The sequence below is a fragment of the Oceanobacillus sp. FSL K6-2867 genome (assembly GCF_037963145.1).
Classification (GTDB): Bacteria; Bacillota; Bacilli; order Bacillales; family Amphibacillaceae; genus Oceanobacillus.
In genome coordinates, this window is record NZ_CP150144.1 from 2690422 (window position 1) to 2709472 (window position 19051).

The following is a 19051-nucleotide window of genomic DNA, read 5'->3' on the forward strand; positions in this document are numbered from 1 at the left end:
ATGGACTTTCAATTAACAGAAGAACAAGAAATGCTGCGTAAAATGGTTCGTGATTTTGCGGAAAAAGATGTAGAACCAACAGCCGCAGAGCGTGATGAGGAAGAGCGCTTTGATCGAGGGATTTTTGACAAAATGGCAGAGCTAGGATTAACGGGAATCCCCTGGCCGGAAAGCTATGGCGGAATTGAAGCTGATTATGTCAGTTATGTCATTGCGGTCGAAGAATTATCGCGCGTTTGTGCATCAACCGGTGTAACGTTATCTGCTCATCTGTCGCTGGCAAGCTGGCCAATTTATAAATATGGAAACGAAGAGCAAAAGAAAAACTTTCTAACTCGCTTAGCAACAGGAGAAGCACTGGGAGCTTACGCGTTATCAGAACCTGGGGCAGGCAGTGACGTTGTTTCGATGAAAACGACAGCTAAGGAGGATGGGGATCACTACGTATTAAACGGAAGTAAAGTTTGGATTACAAATGGTGGTGTGGCAGATATTTACATTGTTTTTGCGAAAACAGATGCAGATGCCAAACATAAGGGAATCAGTGCATTTATCGTGGAAAAAGGCACTGAAGGATTTTCTTTCGGTAAAAAAGAAAAGAAACTCGGCATTCGTTCTTCGCCAACAACAGAGTTAATCTTTGAAAACTGCCGTATTCCAAAAGAAAATATGCTCGGCTCAGAAGGAGAAGGCTTTACCATTGCGATGACCACATTGGATGGAGGCAGAAATGGAATTGCAGCTCAAGCGCTTGGGATCGCCCAAGGTGCACTGGATGCAGCTGCAGCATATGCAAAAGAGCGTGAACAATTTGGCAAGCCAATCGCGGCGAATCAAGGGATTTCCTTTAAGCTTGCAGATATGGCAACTGAAATAGAAGCAGCTCGTCTTTTAACCTATCAAGCAGCATGGCTGGAATCCAAAGGTCTTCCATACGGAAAAGCATCTGCTATGTCCAAACTATTCGCTGGTGACGTGGCGATGCGCACAACGGTGGAAGCTGTCCAAATATTTGGCGGTTACGGCTACACAAAGGATTATCCAGTCGAACGCTATATGAGGGATGCCAAAATCACGCAAATTTATGAAGGAACAAATGAGATCCAACGACTTGTTATTGGCAGAATGCTGACAAAATAGCTAGAGCTTCACACATTCGTATGAAATGTTCGTACTGACATATCTATGAGGCAGATTGGAGGGATTCGATATGAAAGAGGAGAAGATACTTTCTTCCGTAAAAGATCAGCAGCTTATAAAAGTACGCAGGGAGCAAATTATTAAAGGGGCTATAAAGCTTTTCAAAGAAAAAGGTTTTCATAAAACAACGACAAGAGAAATAGCTAGTGAGTCTGGTTTTAGTATTGGAACATTATATGAGTACATTCGCACAAAAGAAGATGTATTATTTCTTGTCTGTGATTCGATTCATGAACAGGTTCGCGAGCGGATAGCTCAGGCAATTGATCTGGAATCGCCATCCATTCCGAACATGATGCAGGCATTACGATCCTATTTTTACTTGATGGATGAAATGCAGGATGAAATCGTCATTCTTTATCAAGAGGTGAAATCGTTAAACAAGGAATCCAGGAAACATGTTTTAGAAAGAGAACGCGATATGGTAGGGATTATAGAAGACGTCATTAACACTTGCACGGAAGGGAAGCTATCTGCAAAAGAGGTTAGTCTCCTTGGCAATAATATTGTGGTGCAGGGACATATGTGGGGATTCAGAAGGTGGATCATTCAAAAGAAATTCACGCTGGAAGATTACACGGAAGAGCAGTTGAAAATAATCGAATCCTCAATCAGTAGGCAATTATCATAATTTAGAAGGAGGTAGAGTGATGGAGAAGGCTGAAGTTTACGTGCCGAAGCACCCAATTCGATTTGTGACAGCCTCTAGTTTATTTGATGGACATGATGCATCCATTAATATTATGCGCCGGATTCTTCAAGCAAGTGGTGCTGAGGTCATTCATTTAGGACATAACCGCTCTGTCGAAGAGGTTGTGCATGCTGCCATTCAAGAGGACGTTCAAGGAATTGCCTTATCCTCCTATCAAGGTGGCCATGTAGAGTATTTCAAATATGTAATTGACCTTCTAAAAGAACTGGATGCAGGACATATTAAAGTGTTTGGCGGCGGGGGAGGAACGATTATCCCGCGAGAAATTAAAGAGCTTCATGAATATGGTGTCGCGTGGATCTTTTCACCTGAGGATGGACGGAAATACGGTCTGCAGGGAATGATTAATCGAATGCTTGAGCAATGTGATACATTGCCGCCTATTGACATTCAAAAAGATTTAAAACAGCTCATACTGGGAAGCCGAAATGCAATTGGCAAATTTATAACGTATGTGGAAAGTAATGACACGAACCCTGATGAAAAGCAGAAGGTGCTTGAGGAATTAAGAGAAAAGGGAGATAGTACAATCCCTGTACTGGGAATTACTGGAACAGGCGGAGCAGGAAAAAGCTCCCTTACAGATGAATTGATACGGCGTTTTATGAATGAAGTCCCCGATAGAAAAATAGCGATTATTTCCATCGATCCCACGAAGAAAAAAACGGGCGGGGCATTGCTCGGTGATCGAATTCGCATGAATGCAATTTTTACAGACCGCGTTTATATGCGCTCATTGGCAACACGTGATTCCCGAACAGAGCTGTCAAAGGCAATTCAAGATGTTATTGATGTTGTTCGTGCATCTGGTTTTGATTTCATTATTGTAGAAACGAGCGGGATTGGTCAAGGTGATGCAGCAATTACGGATATTACTGACCTGTCGATGTATGTGATGACAGCAGAATTCGGGGCACCGACACAGCTTGAAAAAATAGACATGATCGATTATGCAGATTTCATTGTGATTAATAAATTTGAACAAAAAGGTTCGGAAGATGCACTCAATCAAGTGAGAAAACAATATGAACGGAGCAGGATGCTCTTCCATCAGGATAAAAAGGCATTTCCAGTCTTTGGAACAATTGCAAGTCAGTTTAATGATGCGGGAACGAATGCTTTATTTGCTGCACTTATTGATACATTAAATGATAAATACCATTGGGATGAAAAAATTGATTTTGACCGAAATGTCATTTCTGAAAAGCAAAATCGGATTATTTCCAATGATCGCAGATATTACCTGCTCGAAATTGCAACCTATATACGCAATTACCACCAGCATACAAAAAAACAAAGTGACATTGCCAGGAAGCTGTATCAGCTTGAAGGAACGAAGGAAGTTATGGAAGATGCAACTGTTAAGGAAGCCATTGATCAAACGATTGATCAATATACAGTGCAGCTCGATCCTCAGCTGAAGAAAATGCTTGAGAATTGGGAAACACTAAAGGAAAGCTATCAGGGCGATACAATGACCTTTAAAGTTCGGGATAAAGAAATTAAAATGGACATCACAACCGAATCACTATCCGGTCTTAAAATACCTAAAGTTGCGTTTCCAAGATATGAGGATTGGGGAGAGCGACTCATTTGGCTGCGAAAGGAAAATGTACCTGGTTCATTCCCTTTTACTGCTGGTGTGTTTCCATTTAAGCGAACAGGGGAAGATCCGACTCGTCAATTTGCTGGCGAAGGAACTCCAGAAAGAACGAATCGACGCTTTCATTATTTATCAAAAAATGATGAGGCAAAAAGGCTTTCCACGGCCTTTGACTCGGTCACACTATATGGAGAAGATCCTGCGGAAAGGCCAGATATCTATGGGAAGGTGGGAGAAAGCGGTGTTAATATTTGTACATTAGAAGATATGAAAAAGCTGTACGCTGGCTTTGATTTAACGAACCCGCTTACATCCGTTTCCATGACGATAAATGGCCCAGCTCCAATTATTTTAGCGATGTATTTTAATACAGCGATCGATCAGCAGGTTGAAAAGTTTTCCGAGAATAATGGACGCAAGCCTACAGAGGAAGAATACAAGAAGCTCAAAGCAGATACAATCTCTGTCATTCGCGGAACTGTTCAAGCAGATATTTTAAAAGAAGATCAAGGGCAGAATACATGCATTTTCTCAACGGAGTTTGCATTACGCATGATGGGAGATATTCAGGAATATTTTATTGAAAACAATGTCCGCAATTATTACTCTGTTTCAATTTCCGGCTATCATATTGCAGAGGCTGGTGCAAATCCAATTACACAGCTAGCGTTTACGCTTGCTAATGGATTCACCTATATAGAATATTATTTGAGCAGGGGAATGGATGTTAATAAGTTTGCGCAAAATTTATCGTTCTTTTTTTCAAATGGTCTTGACCCGGAATATACAGTAATTGGCCGGGTAGCCCGCCGGATTTGGGCAATTACTATGCGCGACAAATATGGTGCCAATGAGCGCAGCCAAAAGCTGAAGTATCATGTACAAACATCTGGGCGTTCCCTTCATGCTCAAGAGATTGATTTCAATGATATACGCACAACCCTGCAAGCATTGCTTGCCATACAGGACAATACGAATTCATTGCATACCAATGCATATGATGAAGCAATTACGACACCGACTGAGGAATCTGTTAGAAGGGCTATGGCAATTCAAATGATTATCAATAAGGAATTCGGCCTTACCAAAAATGAAAACTCCTTGCAAGGTTCGTTTATTGTGGAGGAGCTAACCGATTTAGTAGAGGAAGCAGTATTGCAGGAATTTGAAAAAATGAACGATCGCGGTGGGGTGCTTGGTGCCATGGAGCGTCAGTATCAGCGTGGTAAAATTCAGGAAGAATCGCTCTATTACGAAGGGAAGAAGCATTCTGGAGAACTGCCGATTATTGGAGTGAATATGTATATCAATCCGAACCCGCCATCTGATGAACAAATAGACTCCATGGAACTAGCACGTGCTTCCAAGGAGGAGAAAGAGCATCAAATTACCGAGTTGAGGAAATTTCAGGATGCTCATAAAGCAGGGGCAGAAAATGCATTAACCCGCCTAAAGGAAGTAGCAGCTTCTGGTGGAAACATATTTACAGAGCTTTTAGAAACGGTAAAAGTAGCAAGTCTGGGACAAATAACAACAGCTCTCTATGAGGTTGGCGGGCAGTATCGCAGGAATATGTAAAATAAAACTTGTGAATGCTTATGAATGATTAGCATCTTTATAGTAAAAGAAGGAGTAACCTGATATGTATTGCTTCACCCAATACTATAATTAATAGAATACACTAAGGCAAAATCTTACTTCTAACCAGTCCGGCTGAGCGAAGGGCGATGACTCCTGCAGGAACAGCACGTGTCTGAAGACTCGCAGGAAGTGGTATTCTTCCGGAGAGGCTGAGGCCGTGCTCTAAGAAGCGATCCCGAACGGTGATTATTGCACAAACTAGAAGAAAACAGCTGAGAAGTTAGTTCACATTCAATATATATTCTGTTTTAACACCAAATCGTATAGAAACAACATGAAAAAGCAAAAAAAGTTGAGGGAATAATATATTTTCTCAACTTTTTATGCTTTCGTTCTAGCATATTCTATATAAATTTGTTTATAATGTAATGTATGTTTATTGTGAAAGAAAAATGGTATATTAGTACAATAAAATCATGATAATAAATTAGGCTTTGGCCTTCAATATCTTTAGCAAAGGGAGTGCATTGCCGTGAGCTTAGACAAGTATAGCCACGAAGAACTACAGGAAATGTCAATGATCGAATTAGCAAGTAAAATTCTATTTGATGAAAAAAAAGCCCTTAATTTCAGAGATATTTTTGATAAAATTGCTGAAATTAAAGGTTTCTCCGATAGCGAAAAGGAGAATAATATAGCTCAATTCTATACAGACATGAACGTTGATGGCCGCTTCTTAACACTTGGTTCCAGTATGTGGGGATTGAAAAGATGGTATCCCGTAGAACAGGCGCAAGAAGAGTTGACAGAAATACCGAAAAAGAAACGTGTGAAGAAAAAGACTGAAGAGGAAGTAGAAGAAGTTGACGATGAGCTTGATATCACAGATGAGGATATTGATGAAATCGTTGAGGATTTCACTGATGACGATGACTTTGATGAAGATTTTGACGAGGAAGAACTTGATGACGAGGAACTTGTTATTGAGGAAGACGATATAGACGAAGAAAAATAGTTGAAAAGGTTCCTTGACTTTTATTAGGTCTATGAGTACAATCTTAATTGGGCTCTTTGAATCTAATAATCAAGGCGTTTCCCTAGATACACTTGGGGAAACGCCTTTCTTATTTTTGCAGATAAGAAGTATGCCAAGGTCTTTATCTGCTTATGTTATAAAGGCATTTGCTGAGTAAGTATGTTGAATGCCAAGTTTTTTAACATTATTTTTAGGAATACTAATTACAGAACAAGTAAAGGAAAGAAGGATGAATCGTGACTAAATATATTTTTGTTACTGGTGGAGTTGTATCCTCACTAGGGAAGGGAATTACAGCTGCTTCACTTGGTCGTTTACTTAAAAATCGTGGATTAAAGGTGACTATCCAAAAGTTTGATCCATATATTAACGTGGACCCAGGTACAATGAGTCCATATCAGCATGGTGAGGTTTTTGTTACAAATGATGGGGCTGAAACAGATCTCGACCTTGGGCATTATGAGCGTTTTACAGACATTAATCTAAATAAATTCAGCAACATTACTACCGGTAAGGTATATTCCAGTGTTATTCGTAAAGAACGTCGCGGAGACTATCTTGGTGGAACGGTTCAAGTTATACCTCATATTACAAATGAAATTAAAGAACAGGTTTACCGTGCAGGAGAAGCTACGGAAGCTGACATTGTCATTACAGAAATTGGCGGAACTGTTGGTGATATTGAGTCATTACCATTTCTTGAAGCAATTCGCCAAATTAAAAGTGATGTAGGCCGAAACAGTGTTATGTATGTTCACTGTACACTTGTTCCATACATTAAAGCAGCAGGAGAAATGAAAACAAAGCCAACCCAGCATAGTGTAAAAGAATTACGTTCCTTAGGAATTCAGCCAGATGCGATTGTCTTGCGTACAGAATTACCAATTAGCATAGAAATGAAAAAGAAAATTGCGTTATTCTGTGATATTAATGAAAAAGCTGTTATTGAAATGCGTGATGCAGATACACTGTACCAAGTGCCAATTGCTCTTCAGGAACAAAACCTGGATCAATTAACTTGTGACCATTTTGGGCTTGATTGTGGAGCAGCTGATATGAAGGAATGGAAGAAACTTGTATCCAAAGTCAGAAACCTTTCTAAAAAAGTTGATATCGGTCTTGTAGGAAAATATGTTGAACTTCCAGATGCATATATTTCTGTTGTGGAGTCATTGAAACATGCCGGTTTTGATTACGATACAGATATTACTGTACATTGGGTTAATTCAGAGGAACTCGACAAGACAGCAATTCATTCCGAACTTTCTCATGTAGATGGTATTATCGTGCCAGGAGGATTTGGCGATCGTGGTATTGATGGGAAAATTGAAGCAATTCGCTATGCGCGTGAAAACAATATTCCGTTCTTTGGTATTTGTTTAGGTATGCAATTAGCATCTGTAGAATTCGCACGAAATGTTGTAGGTCTAGAAGGGGCACATTCAGCAGAAATTGATCCAAATACAGCCCATCCAATTATTGACTTACTCCCTGAACAAAAGGATGTTTCTGATTTGGGTGGTACATTACGCCTTGGATCTTACCCTTGTAAGCTAAAAGATGGTACCAAAACAAAAGCTGCATACGATGGTGCAGATATGATTGAAGAACGTCATCGTCATCGCTATGAGTTTAACAATGACTACCGTGAACAAATGGAAGCACATGGGTTCATCTTCTCTGGTACAAGCCCGGATGGAAGATTAGTGGAAACAATTGAAATTGACAACCATCCATGGTTTGTTGCATGTCAATTCCACCCAGAGTTTACTTCTCGTCCTACAAGAGCACAAGGATTATTCAAAGGCTTTATTGGAGCTTCAGTAGAACAGAGCAATCAAACAAATTAAACTAAATTTCACCCCAAAAGTTTACTTTTGGGGTTTATTCACGTTAAAAACTTTTTTATAGAACAGTTTTGATTGTTTTTTTGTAAAAAAAGAGGATTTAACCATCTTTTGTTGAATTGAGATTATGAGTACTTTTTATAGAGTAATAAATTGGAAATGTAAAGCTATCATTCGATATTCTTACGGAAAAAATGGACAACAGCACAGAATTAAATTAATCGTATGTTAAAGCGACAGCAAGACAGATCATTTGGAAACTACTCTGGATAAAAGGGGGAGTGGCTAAGCCCTTTATTATCCTTCATAGGATATCTGGAAAATGCGCATTCATGCGCATTTCCAATTTCGTAACCATTTTTAAAAACCCTATCTTCCGCCCCACTGGCATACGTGCTGTTTTGATTCAATTTTTGAATGATCGTAAAAATTTCTGTGTTTGCTTTAAAATTCCAATTGTATTCGTACTTACTTCCATTATTTTTAACCCTCATTTAACACATTTAACAATTCTTGAACATTTGAAGCATAAAGAAGTAAAACAATGTATGGTTTATATTAGTTTATCTGTACATTGTAAAAAATTGCACTTAATTAGTAGGCAGCAGAACAACTGAATAATTTAGAAAGGGAAAGCATTATCGTATAGAAACCATACTTATAGAGATATTTGTTACTAGGGGGATTAGAGGAGATGCCAAAGGAGATATTAGTAGTTGATGATCAGCCAGGTATCCGTTTGCTCTTAACTGATATTTTAACGAGTGAAGGTCATCAGGTGACTTTAGCTTCTACAGGGAAGGAAGCTCTGGATAAAATCCATCAAGCTTCATTTGACTTAATCATCCTGGATTACAAGTTACCAATTATTGACGGAAAAGAAGTATTAAACCAATTAGAAAATGAAAAAGTAAAAACACCCGTAATTGTTATGAGTGGTATGGCTGAGAGTATTAGTGGGGAAATGGAAACAAGGAGAATAGTGAGGTGTACGATTGCAAAACCTTTTAATGTAATGGACTTATGTACCAATGTAAGAAATATATTTATTACGCATTAACGGGCTGTAAGAGCCCCGCTTAATGAAAGGGAAGTGCATGAAGGGGATAGGGTTTTCCAGCATATCCATACGGGATAAGCGGCCCATTAATTCTTAATTCTGTTTCGCGGGTTTCCCTTGCGGTGCTAACATTCAATGGGGACGGTGGGCCCCTTTGAATGAGTTTTTATTTTGTATAAACGGATTAATTCGCAATTTTGCATTTGCTTTCAAGTATTACTTGTTGCGCGAGAAGACGGTAGTTGGTATTCTTATAGTGTATGAAAGTAAATAACGCTGTTATAGGTAATATAATTTAAGGAGGATATTTTAATGCCATTAGTATCTATGAAGGAAATGCTTGAAAAGGGTAAAGAAAATGGTTATGCAGTAGGTCAATTTAATATTAATAACTTGGAATACATCCAAGCAATTTTGCAGGCAGCAGAAGAAGAAAAGTCACCAGTAATACTTGGTGTTTCTGAAGGCGCTGGAAAATACATGGGTGGATTTAATGTTGTAGTTGCAATGGTTAAATCTTTAATGGAATCCTATGGTACGACTGTTCCTGTTGCAATCCATTTAGACCACGGCTCAAGTTTCCAAAAATGTGCTGAAGCAATTCATGCTGGATTTACTTCTGTCATGATTGATGCTTCTCATTCACCAATTGAAGAAAATATCGCCACTACAAAGCAAGTTGTTGAGCTTGCTCACATTCACGGTGTATCTGTTGAAGCTGAGGTTGGTACAGTTGGTGGAGAAGAAGACGGTGTTATCGGCGGGATTCAGTATGCAGATAAAGAAGAGTGTAAACGTCTTGTAGCTGAAGCTGGAGTAGATTGCTTAGCACCAGCATTAGGTTCTGTTCATGGCCCATATCAAGGAGAACCAAACTTAGGCTTCACTGAAATGGAAGAAATCCTTCACCTTGTTCAAGTCCCATTAGTACTGCATGGCGGAACAGGAATTCCATTGAAGGATGTTCAAAAGGCTATCTCACTTGGTACAGCGAAAATTAATGTAAACACAGAAAACCAAATGGCTCAAGCAGAAGCTGTTCGTAGTGTGTTAAAGGCTAAACCTGAATTATATGACCCACGTAAATATCTTGGACCTGGTACAGAAGCAATTAAAGAGACGGTTAAAGGTAAAATGCGTGATTTTGGTTCATCACAACAAGCGTAAAGAATAGAAGCATCTCAGAGTGTGTTTAAATAGGATAATGGAAAAACTGAGAGTCAATACATGAGAATGGGCTTGCAGAGACTGTGCTGTCTTCTGTGTTCGACACAGGACGTGTTGAAAGTCAGCTGAAAATCTTTTATTCTTGATGTTTACTTTCACAGGCCTTTTTGAATATCCTCTAATGATGAAAAATTGGACAGGCTGTTCCTTCGGGTTCAGCCTACCAGTCTATAGAAAATAATGGGGAGAGTAGAATAGATGAAGTTTTTTATCGATACAGCGAACATTGAAGAAATTCGTAATGCGAATGAACTTGGTATTCTAGCTGGTGTTACAACCAACCCAAGCCTTGTTGCAAAAGAAGGCGTTTCCTTTCATGAACGCATGCGCGAGATTACTACAATAGTTTCTGGACCTGTAAGCGCAGAGGTTATATCGGAAAATGCTGAAGATATGGTTGAGGAAGGGAAAGAGCTAGCTGCAATTGCCCCCAATATTACGGTAAAAGTCCCAATGACCTTAGAGGGACTGAAAGCGGTTAAAGCGTTTGGTGACTTGAACATAAAAACCAATGTTACGCTGATTTTTAATGCAAATCAAGCATTGCTTGCCGCTCGTGCTGGTGCCACATACGTTTCTCCATTTATTGGCCGTTTAGATGATATCGGTCATGATGGAAAAGCCTTAATTGCAAGCATTGCTGAAATCTTCGAACGCCACAATATTAATACTGAAATTATCGCTGCATCTATCCGCCATCCTCTACAAGTAACAGATGCTGCAATACATGGAGCACATATTGCAACAATCCCGTATAATGTATTGACCAGTCTTATAAAGCATCCGTTAACAGACCAAGGAATTGAAAAGTTCTTAGCTGATTGGAATAAGAACTAAAGTGGAAGCGCCCGGTTAGCGACGTACGGAGGTGAGGGAAGTCTCGCGAGTCGCTGGGCGCTGGGGCTGGACGTGGCTACTCCAGTGTCTAAGTTATCCACAGCATTCAAAAATTATAATTCCAAAGCAAACAAAAATAACTGCATGAAATTGGAAAAAATGAAAAAGATAATAATGATACGTGTTCAGGAAGAACCATAAAACTCACTGGGCTCGGGATTAGGAATGCGGTTTATCTATTTCTACGTAAGCGGAAATACATAGAACAGGAATCCCTGATTTTATGTAACAATAATTAATCGAAATGAAGTGTGTTCAAATATTTTTTGGACAACCTCTCAGGAACGAGGTATTCAAATGCAAAAATTGTTAATTGAAGGTGGCCATGAACTAAATGGCAAAGTTCGAATAAGCGGGGCAAAAAACAGTGCGGTTGCATTACTGCCTGCTTCCATTTTAGCGGATTCTACTGTAACACTTGAAGGGCTTCCTGAAATCTCGGATGTCTATACACTTGGAGATCTTTTGGAGGAAATTGGTGGCAGTGTTTCTTGGGATGGGCAGGATGTAACGATTCAACCTGAAAAGATGATTGCGATGCCCTTGCCAAATGGCAAAGTGAAGAAACTTCGTGCTTCTTATTATTTCATGGGAGCGATGCTTGGGAAATTCAATAAAGCTGTGATTGGGCTGCCGGGCGGCTGCTACCTAGGTCCACGTCCTATCGATCAACATATTAAAGGCTTTGAAGCGCTTGGTGCCGAGGTTACCAATGAACAAGGCGCAATTTACCTGCGCGCTAAAGAGTTGAGAGGTGCCAGAATCTATTTGGACGTGGTAAGTGTCGGCGCAACGATTAATATTATGCTGGCTGCTGTCAAAGCAAAAGGAAAAACAATTATTGAAAATGCAGCAAAAGAACCGGAAATCATTGATGTCGCTACCCTGCTAACGAACATGGGAGCGAAAATCAAAGGTGTAGGAACCGATGTCATTCGAATTGAAGGAGTGCCATCACTTCATGGCTGCAAACATACAATTATTCCAGATAGAATTGAGGCTGGAACGTATGCAATTGCAGCTGCAGCACAAGGAAAAGAAGTGGTGATTGATAATGTTATTTCCCAGCATCTGGAGTCACTTATCGCCAAATTGCGCGAGATGGGTGTAACGGTTGAAGAAAGTGATGAACAGCTGTATATCGCAAATCGAAAGCCATTGAAAAGCGTTGATATCAAAACACTTGTTTATCCTGGCTTTCCAACAGATCTGCAGCAGCCATTTACATCGCTATTAACACAAGTAACCGGTACAGGCGTTATAACAGATACCATTTATTCTGCCCGTTTAAAGCATATTGACGAATTAAGAAGGATGAATGCTCTTATTAAAGTAGAAGGTGGATCTATAATTGCCTCTGGACCTACAGAGCTGCAGGGAGCAAAGGTAAAGGCATCTGATTTGCGTGCTGGTGCTGCCTTGATCATCGCTGGTTTGGCTGCAAATGGAATAACAGAAATTACTGGTGTCGACCATATTGATAGGGGCTACGAAAAAATAACAGAGAAATTAACAAGCCTTGGAGCCAATATTTGGAGAAAAGATATGACGCAAAAAGAAATTGCGTATTTTCAGAACTCCTAGTTAATACAATATCCGGGGGATTGTGTGTCAATGCTTGTGTCAGGCGGGGATCCATAAGGTATATTAGCACAGCAAACCTTAAATATTTAGGTGGCGAGCTGTAATAAGTTATAGATACAAATCGCTGGTTATGCGAGCGGAAACGGTAATGTATGTTTATCGATTGCGAACATAACCAGCAAAAAACAATTTGCTAATTAAGTCCTGAATTAATTTTCATTATTAATTATTACGACTTATATTCACCTTAAATTTACAAGGAAGCCAATTTTCACTAGAAGCTAGATGATAAAGGAAGCCAGCTGTGGCTTCCTTTTCTAACACTTTATAAAGCTATGAAAAGAGAAAGTTTGATACGAGTAATCCAGTTGTGTCTGATTATATCTAATTTCTTAAAAATGATATTGAATATTAGTGATTAAAAGAGTAATATAATATATGTTTAATACAGGCATAACTTGGCTAATCTATTTGTACATTAACTTATACCAGATAAGATTACCAACGGAGAAACTTAATACTTCTACTAAAGCTTCTGTTAAACTCTGCATTTCTTCAAGGACGATCCTACCATAAGAAGTGGAACCATTGAAAATATCGAATTTATATTAGTTGATAGATGTTGTGAAAAGTTATTTCCCAATATCCACATGAACACAGTAAAATAAATCTCTCTATGAGAAGATGTATAGGAATAGGCGTGGTGATTGAATGGAAGCATTAACAATTTCTAGTTTAGAAACAATGACATTAAAAGAAATTTATGCTTTGGCAAAAGAATTTAAGGTATCATATTATGCGAAATTAACGAAAAAGGAACTCATTTTTGCTATTTTGAAAGCACAGGCAGAAAAAGACGGATTTCTGTTTATGGATGGAGTTTTGGAGATTATCCCTTCAGAAGGATTCGGATTTTTACGGCCAATTAATTATTCCCCGAGTGCAGAAGATATTTATATATCTGCATCACAAATTCGTCGCTTTGATTTGCGAAATGGTGATAAAGTATCTGGTAAGGTACGTCCCCCGAAAGAAAATGAACGTTATTATGGCTTGTTGCATGTAGATGCGGTTAACGGTGAAGACCCAGATTCATCGAAAGAGCGTGTGCATTTCCCGGCTTTGACAGCACTTTACCCGAACCGTGTAATTAAACTGGAAACGGTAACGAATAAACTGTCAACGAGAATTATGGATCTCATGACTCCGGTAGGTTTTGGGCAACGCGGATTGATTGTTGCACCACCAAAGGCTGGGAAAACAATGCTGATTAAAGAAATAGCAAATAGTATTTCAAAAAACCATCCGGAAGCAAAGCTTATTATTTTGTTGGTGGATGAGCGGCCGGAAGAGGTTACAGATATTGAGCGCTCTGTAGATCCAGATGTAGATGTAGTTAGTTCCACATTTGATGAAGTTCCAGAAAGTCATATTAAAGTTTCTGAGCTTGTACTAGAACGTGCAATGCGTCTTGTTGAGCATAAGCGTGACGTTATCGTCTTAATGGATAGCATTACAAGACTGGCGCGAGCATATAACCTTGTTATTCCGCCTAGCGGACGTACACTTTCAGGTGGTATAGACCCAGCTGCATTCCATCGTCCAAAACGTTTCTTCGGTGCAGCGCGAAATATCGAAGAAGGCGGCAGCTTTACTATTTTAGCAACAGCTTTAGTTGATACCGGTTCCCGTATGGATGATGTTATTTATGAGGAGTTTAAAGGGACAGGCAATATGGAACTGCATCTTGATCGACAATTAGCAGAGCGCAGAATTTTCCCTGCAATTGATATTTTACGCTCTGGTACACGTAAGGAAGAATTGCTTGTTGATAAGGGGCATCTTGATAAAATGTGGGCCATCCGCAAAACGATGCAGGATTCACATGACTTCCTTGAGCGTTTCCTAAAACGCCTGAAAGCATCAAAGAGCAATGAAGAATTCTTGCAATTAATGGATGAAGAAATGAAACGAAAAGGCATGACAAAATAAATTTTTCTGTTCGTACAGATTTAAAAGAGGGTAAAAAGAACCGAAAGCGGCTAAACTCACCATCCTTCTAACTCGGCAAAGGTTATATGTCCAGAATCAGCCGAAAAATTACTGTTCTCGAAGGGTTATTTTTACAGGATTTTTTGGGTAACCTCTATTGCAATCATGCCTTCATCCTGTTATAATCTTTCTATGTGAGTTTAGAAAAGGCATTATGCCTCTGACGGCTCTTGCAACAACTCTGTTTCCTCAGGATTCAGGGCAAAAAGGAGTGGAAGACATGAAAAAGGATATTCATCCAGAATACAGAAAAGTAGTCTTTCTTGATACAAGTTCAGATTACAAATTCTTGAGTGGTTCAACAAAGGGATCAAACGAAACAATTGAGTGGGAAGATGGTAACACATACCCATTACTCAAAGTTGAAATCAGCTCAGATTCACATCCATTCTACACTGGTAAGCAGAAAGCTGATAAAATTGGTGGACGTGTAGATCGATTCAAGAAAAAATATAATATGAAGTAAAAGGCTGAAAAGGGTTATCCCTTAAGCTGGATTGAAATAAGAGTCGTAGCATTTTTAATACGACTTAAAAAGTTAAAGCAATTTGCTTTAGCTTTTATAAAGGACAGGCAAAATGTCTCTATTTTGCCTGTTTTTTTACTTTGCAGATAAGTAAGTATGAAACTTGTCTATCTTTATAAGTACAGCAAAGCCTTTCACTCAGGAGGCTTGCATCCCAAATTATAAGGGCATCTAAGAAAGCAAAGGACACTTTCGTAAAATTCCCTTTAGCGAAAACCAAGTTTTCTAATATTATTCGAAAAAAAGAGGTTAATTTTATTGAGTATAGTGATAAACTATTCACTGTACATAAAGATTAGCCAACGTGATGAGAGGAGTTCCCCTGCATGTATGTAATGAAGCAAAGTGGTTGGGTTGAAGTTATATGCGGTAGTATGTTCTCTGGTAAATCAGAAGAATTAATCCGTCGTGTTCGTCGGGCAACATATGCCCACCTAACCGTTCGTGTGTTCAAGCCTGCAATTGATGATCGTTATGATGATACAGCTGTCGTGTCCCATAATGGCACTTCAACCATTGCTCGGCCGGTTCATAAATCTGTAGAGATTTTAGAACATATTGATGACCATATCGACATTGTTGGGATTGATGAAGTGCAATTTTTCGACGAGGATGTTGTGGAAATAGTTGAAGAGCTTGCCAATCGTGGAATTCGTGTTATCACGGCGGGGCTAGATACGGATTTTCGTGGTGAACCATTCGGACCTGTACCTAAGCTTATGGCATTAAGTGAATCTGTGACAAAGCTAAATGCTATATGTCCAGTTTGCGGTTCGCCTGCAAGCCGTACACAGCGTTTAATAGACGGCAGCCCAGCATCCTATGATGATCCAATTATTCTTGTTGGTGCATCGGAATCATATGAACCAAGATGTCGCCATCATCATGAGGTTCCAAAGAAGCCGAAAGCAAATTTTAACCGAAACCTGGAAAATGCAATAAAATAAATGAGAGCACCTGAATGGGTGCTTTTTGTTTGCACAATATGAAGTATCCGTATTATGCCGGTAATCCTAAATATAACCGGGTTATAAAAGAAGAGCTGACAAATTGTGGCTAGCTCTCCTTTATCCCATTGTAAATGAATAACGATATCTGCAGCCTTTATTACTTCATTTAAATCTGTTAAATGAATGATAAAGTCCTCTGCATGTTGGCTATGAACGTGGTTAGAAGTACTATCTGGTTTTGTTATTCACCACCAATTGTAATGGATTTCTTAGGCATTGTGTGTAAATCCCGTGCTGTTGTGTGGGCGTAAATTTCATAAACACCGCCTTCTTCAAATGTTACCTTCGCTGTATATGTACCATCTTCATGGTTGGTTGACTCAACCATTGTACTATTATCCTCATTTCCAGTTAACCAATGCTCAAAAACGACTTCATCCGCGTCGGTAACCATTTCATCACCATATGTAACAGTAGCCTTTAATTCAACTGTTTCACCAACATCTGCCTGTTCTGGCAATTCAAAGTCTACATCGAGTGACAATAGCTCATCTTCTGAGTCAACTTCACCTTCTGCCTGATTGTTGTTTGAACCACAAGCTGCCAATGCAAAAATACAGATTAAAATACTAACAAAGCCAAAAATCTTTTTCATAATTGTTCCTCCAATGTTTTAAAATTTATCAGGTATTGTTCGGATAATCATACCGCTACTGCTGACTTCTTTTACAGCTTGAATTGTGGCCTTGCAGTTTCTGAATGATTTCATTTTTTGCTTCATAAAAATTAAAAACATATCCACCGAAGCCATTCACAAACTTATCGGCATGCTCTTTCAGCTCAAAGGTCAAAATTTGCGGATGGCAGCAACCCATATGGATTTCAGTATCCATAACATACCACGCTACAGGTGCACTGATCGTCGTTTGTTTTAAAAAGTCCGGACAGATGGCGTGAATAACCCTGTCATTCAATTGCTGGTAGCGCAGTAAGCCGCAATGAGCACAGCAAGCGGTTTCAATTTGACTGGTTGATAAAATTAAACGATATGCCATTCTTTCATTAACTATTCGACCGCAAAGCACGCATTTTCCTTTATCATTATTCAAATCTTGCTTGGAATCAGGAACACGAATCTCAGGAATCGTAATCCCGCCAAATGTTTTTATTACAGTACCATCCTCAATCAATGGCTTCAGATCACGATGAATTGTCATTTCTGAGACATTAAGTAATGTACTTAAATCCGAAATTTTCATACTTTTATTTTCAAGTATAAGCTGCTTAATTCGATTTTGTCTCTCTAACGGAAGCATTATCCATCTCCTTTCGCTAAAATAGTCAATAACAAATATAAACAAAAAATAACAACATTTAACAACAATCTATCAGCATTTAAATTCAACGTCAATGAACAAATTGTGAAAACGCATTTACTGTTGAGTTTGACAGTTCTACTTAAAAAAACATTATCTTTTGAGAGAAGCAGATCATGTCTGTATCCCGTACCGCTAATTCTCAGGCAAAAGGCGAGCACATTCCGGCTAAACCCCAATCATTTTCACTACAGGGCCTTCAAGCACCATTCAATATCAACAAGTGCTTCAATTCCCGCAATACAAAGCAAAACCACCATCCACTAATTGACCATGCACCACAGGTTATAATATAATTAGACTGTTAATCAGAAAGAGGTGTACGTGAATGTTAGATCGTTTACAAACATTAGAAGATCGTTACAATAAATTGAATGAAATGCTAAGTGATCCGGATATTATTAGTGATACAAGTAAATTACGTGAGTATTCCAAGGAGCAATCAGGTTTAGAAGATGTTGTTCAAGCTTATCGTGAATATAAAGAAGTGACGTCCCAGCTGAAAGATGCAAAGGAAATGCTTGAGGAAAAATTGGACGATGAGATGTATGAAATGGTAAAAATGGAAATCGACGAGCTTAGTGAAACAAAAGCAGACTTAGAGGGTAAAATGAAAATTCTCCTTCTGCCAAAAGATCCGAATGATGACAAAAACGTATTTATGGAAATACGCGGGGCAGCAGGTGGAGATGAAGCTGCATTGTTTGCTGGTGATTTGTACCGAATGTATTCCCGTTATGCAGAGAGTCAAGGATGGAAAATTGAAGTAATGGAAGCCAGCTCTACTGGTGTTGGCGGCTATAAAGAAATTATTTTCATGATAAATGGAAACGATGTTTATTCTAAACTGAAATATGAAAATGGGGCGCATCGGGTACAGCGAGTTCCTGAGACGGAATCTGGTGGGCGGATCCACACCTCTACTGCAACTGTTGCGGTTCTTCCAGAGGCGGAAGAGGTAGAGGTTGAGATTCATGATAAAGATATCCGAGTGGACACTTTTGCATCCAGTGGACCTGGTGGACAAAGTGTAAACACAACCATGTCAGCTGTTCGGTTAACGCATGAACCAACAGGAATTGTTGTTTCCATTCAAGATGAAAAATCACAAATCAAGAACAAAGAAAAAGCGATGAAAGTGCTTCGCGCACGTGTCTATGATAAATTCCAACAGGAAGCACAAGCAGAATATGATGAAAACAGAAAGTCCGCGGTTGGAACAGGAGATCGTTCCGAACGTATTCGTACGTACAATTTTCCGCAAAATCGCGTGACAGATCACCGAATCGGTCTAACGATTCAAAAGCTTGATCAGATTATGCAAGGGAAGCTGGACGAATTCATTGATGCACTCGTTATGGAGGAACAAACTAAAAAGCTGGAACAAATTGGTGAATAAG

Annotated in this window: 15 protein-coding genes; 13 read left to right on the forward strand and 2 right to left on the reverse strand. The window is 39.2% G+C overall.

Annotated elements, in window-relative coordinates:
• The 12 genes from NSQ77_RS13160 to NSQ77_RS13215 all read left to right on the forward strand — a co-directional run bounded on the left by NSQ77_RS13160 (position 1) and on the right by NSQ77_RS13215 (position 16272).
• Positions 1-1140, forward strand: a complete 1140-nt coding sequence (locus NSQ77_RS13160) for an acyl-CoA dehydrogenase (RefSeq protein ID WP_339226489.1) — start codon at positions 1-3, stop codon at positions 1138-1140.
• 70 nt (positions 1141-1210) lie between these two features.
• Positions 1211-1831 (forward strand): TetR/AcrR family transcriptional regulator, encoded by a 621-nt coding sequence (locus NSQ77_RS13165; protein WP_339226490.1) that lies wholly within the window; start codon positions 1211-1213, stop codon positions 1829-1831.
• Between the two features lie 19 nt (positions 1832-1850).
• Positions 1851-5093, forward strand: a complete 3243-nt coding sequence (gene icmF / locus NSQ77_RS13170; RefSeq protein ID WP_339226492.1) for a fused isobutyryl-CoA mutase/GTPase IcmF — start codon at positions 1851-1853, stop codon at positions 5091-5093.
• A gap of 535 nt (positions 5094-5628) precedes the next feature.
• Complete coding sequence (rpoE, locus tag NSQ77_RS13175; RefSeq protein ID WP_339226493.1) at positions 5629-6111, forward strand: DNA-directed RNA polymerase subunit delta; 483 nt, start codon at positions 5629-5631, stop codon at positions 6109-6111.
• 257 nt (positions 6112-6368) lie between these two features.
• Positions 6369-7982, forward strand: coding sequence for a CTP synthase (locus tag NSQ77_RS13180; protein WP_339226495.1), 1614 nt, complete (start codon positions 6369-6371; stop codon positions 7980-7982).
• Between the two features lie 691 nt (positions 7983-8673).
• Positions 8674-9039, forward strand: a complete 366-nt coding sequence (locus NSQ77_RS13185; RefSeq protein ID WP_339226496.1) for a response regulator — start codon at positions 8674-8676, stop codon at positions 9037-9039.
• 312 nt (positions 9040-9351) lie between these two features.
• Positions 9352-10206: a class II fructose-1,6-bisphosphate aldolase gene (fba, locus tag NSQ77_RS13190; RefSeq protein ID WP_339226497.1), complete on the forward strand. Its 855-nt coding sequence runs from the start codon at positions 9352-9354 to the stop codon at positions 10204-10206.
• A gap of 258 nt (positions 10207-10464) precedes the next feature.
• Entirely contained in the window at positions 10465-11103 is a 639-nt protein-coding gene (gene fsa / locus NSQ77_RS13195) for a fructose-6-phosphate aldolase (protein WP_339226498.1), read from the forward strand.
• 357 nt (positions 11104-11460) lie between these two features.
• Positions 11461-12747: a UDP-N-acetylglucosamine 1-carboxyvinyltransferase gene (locus NSQ77_RS13200; protein ID WP_339226499.1), complete on the forward strand. Its 1287-nt coding sequence runs from the start codon at positions 11461-11463 to the stop codon at positions 12745-12747.
• A gap of 711 nt (positions 12748-13458) precedes the next feature.
• Positions 13459-14739 carry a transcription termination factor Rho gene (gene rho, locus NSQ77_RS13205; protein WP_339226500.1) on the forward strand — a complete coding sequence of 427 codons (1281 nt, stop codon included), beginning with the start codon at positions 13459-13461 and terminating at the stop codon, positions 14737-14739.
• A 280-nt stretch (positions 14740-15019) separates the two neighbouring features.
• Positions 15020-15265: a type B 50S ribosomal protein L31 gene (locus NSQ77_RS13210; protein WP_339226502.1), complete on the forward strand. Its 246-nt coding sequence runs from the start codon at positions 15020-15022 to the stop codon at positions 15263-15265.
• A gap of 386 nt (positions 15266-15651) precedes the next feature.
• Positions 15652-16272, forward strand: a complete 621-nt coding sequence (locus NSQ77_RS13215; RefSeq protein ID WP_339226503.1) for a thymidine kinase — start codon at positions 15652-15654, stop codon at positions 16270-16272.
• Positions 16273-16516: 244 nt separating this feature from the next.
• Here the strand turns inward: NSQ77_RS13215 and NSQ77_RS13220 are convergent, their stop codons facing one another.
• Positions 16517-16930, reverse strand: coding sequence for a FixH family protein (locus tag NSQ77_RS13220; RefSeq protein WP_339226504.1), 414 nt, complete (start codon positions 16928-16930; stop codon positions 16517-16519).
• A gap of 55 nt (positions 16931-16985) precedes the next feature.
• The gene (locus NSQ77_RS13225) at positions 16986-17591 is read right to left on the reverse strand and encodes a DeoR family transcriptional regulator (protein WP_339226505.1); all 606 of its coding nucleotides are present in this window, start codon (positions 17589-17591) and stop codon (positions 16986-16988) included.
• 388 nt (positions 17592-17979) lie between these two features.
• On the opposite strand from NSQ77_RS13225, the gene prfA reads away from it, so the two are divergent.
• Entirely contained in the window at positions 17980-19050 is a 1071-nt protein-coding gene (prfA, locus tag NSQ77_RS13230) for a peptide chain release factor 1 (protein ID WP_339226506.1), read from the forward strand.
• Position 19051: the final 1 nt, after the last annotated feature.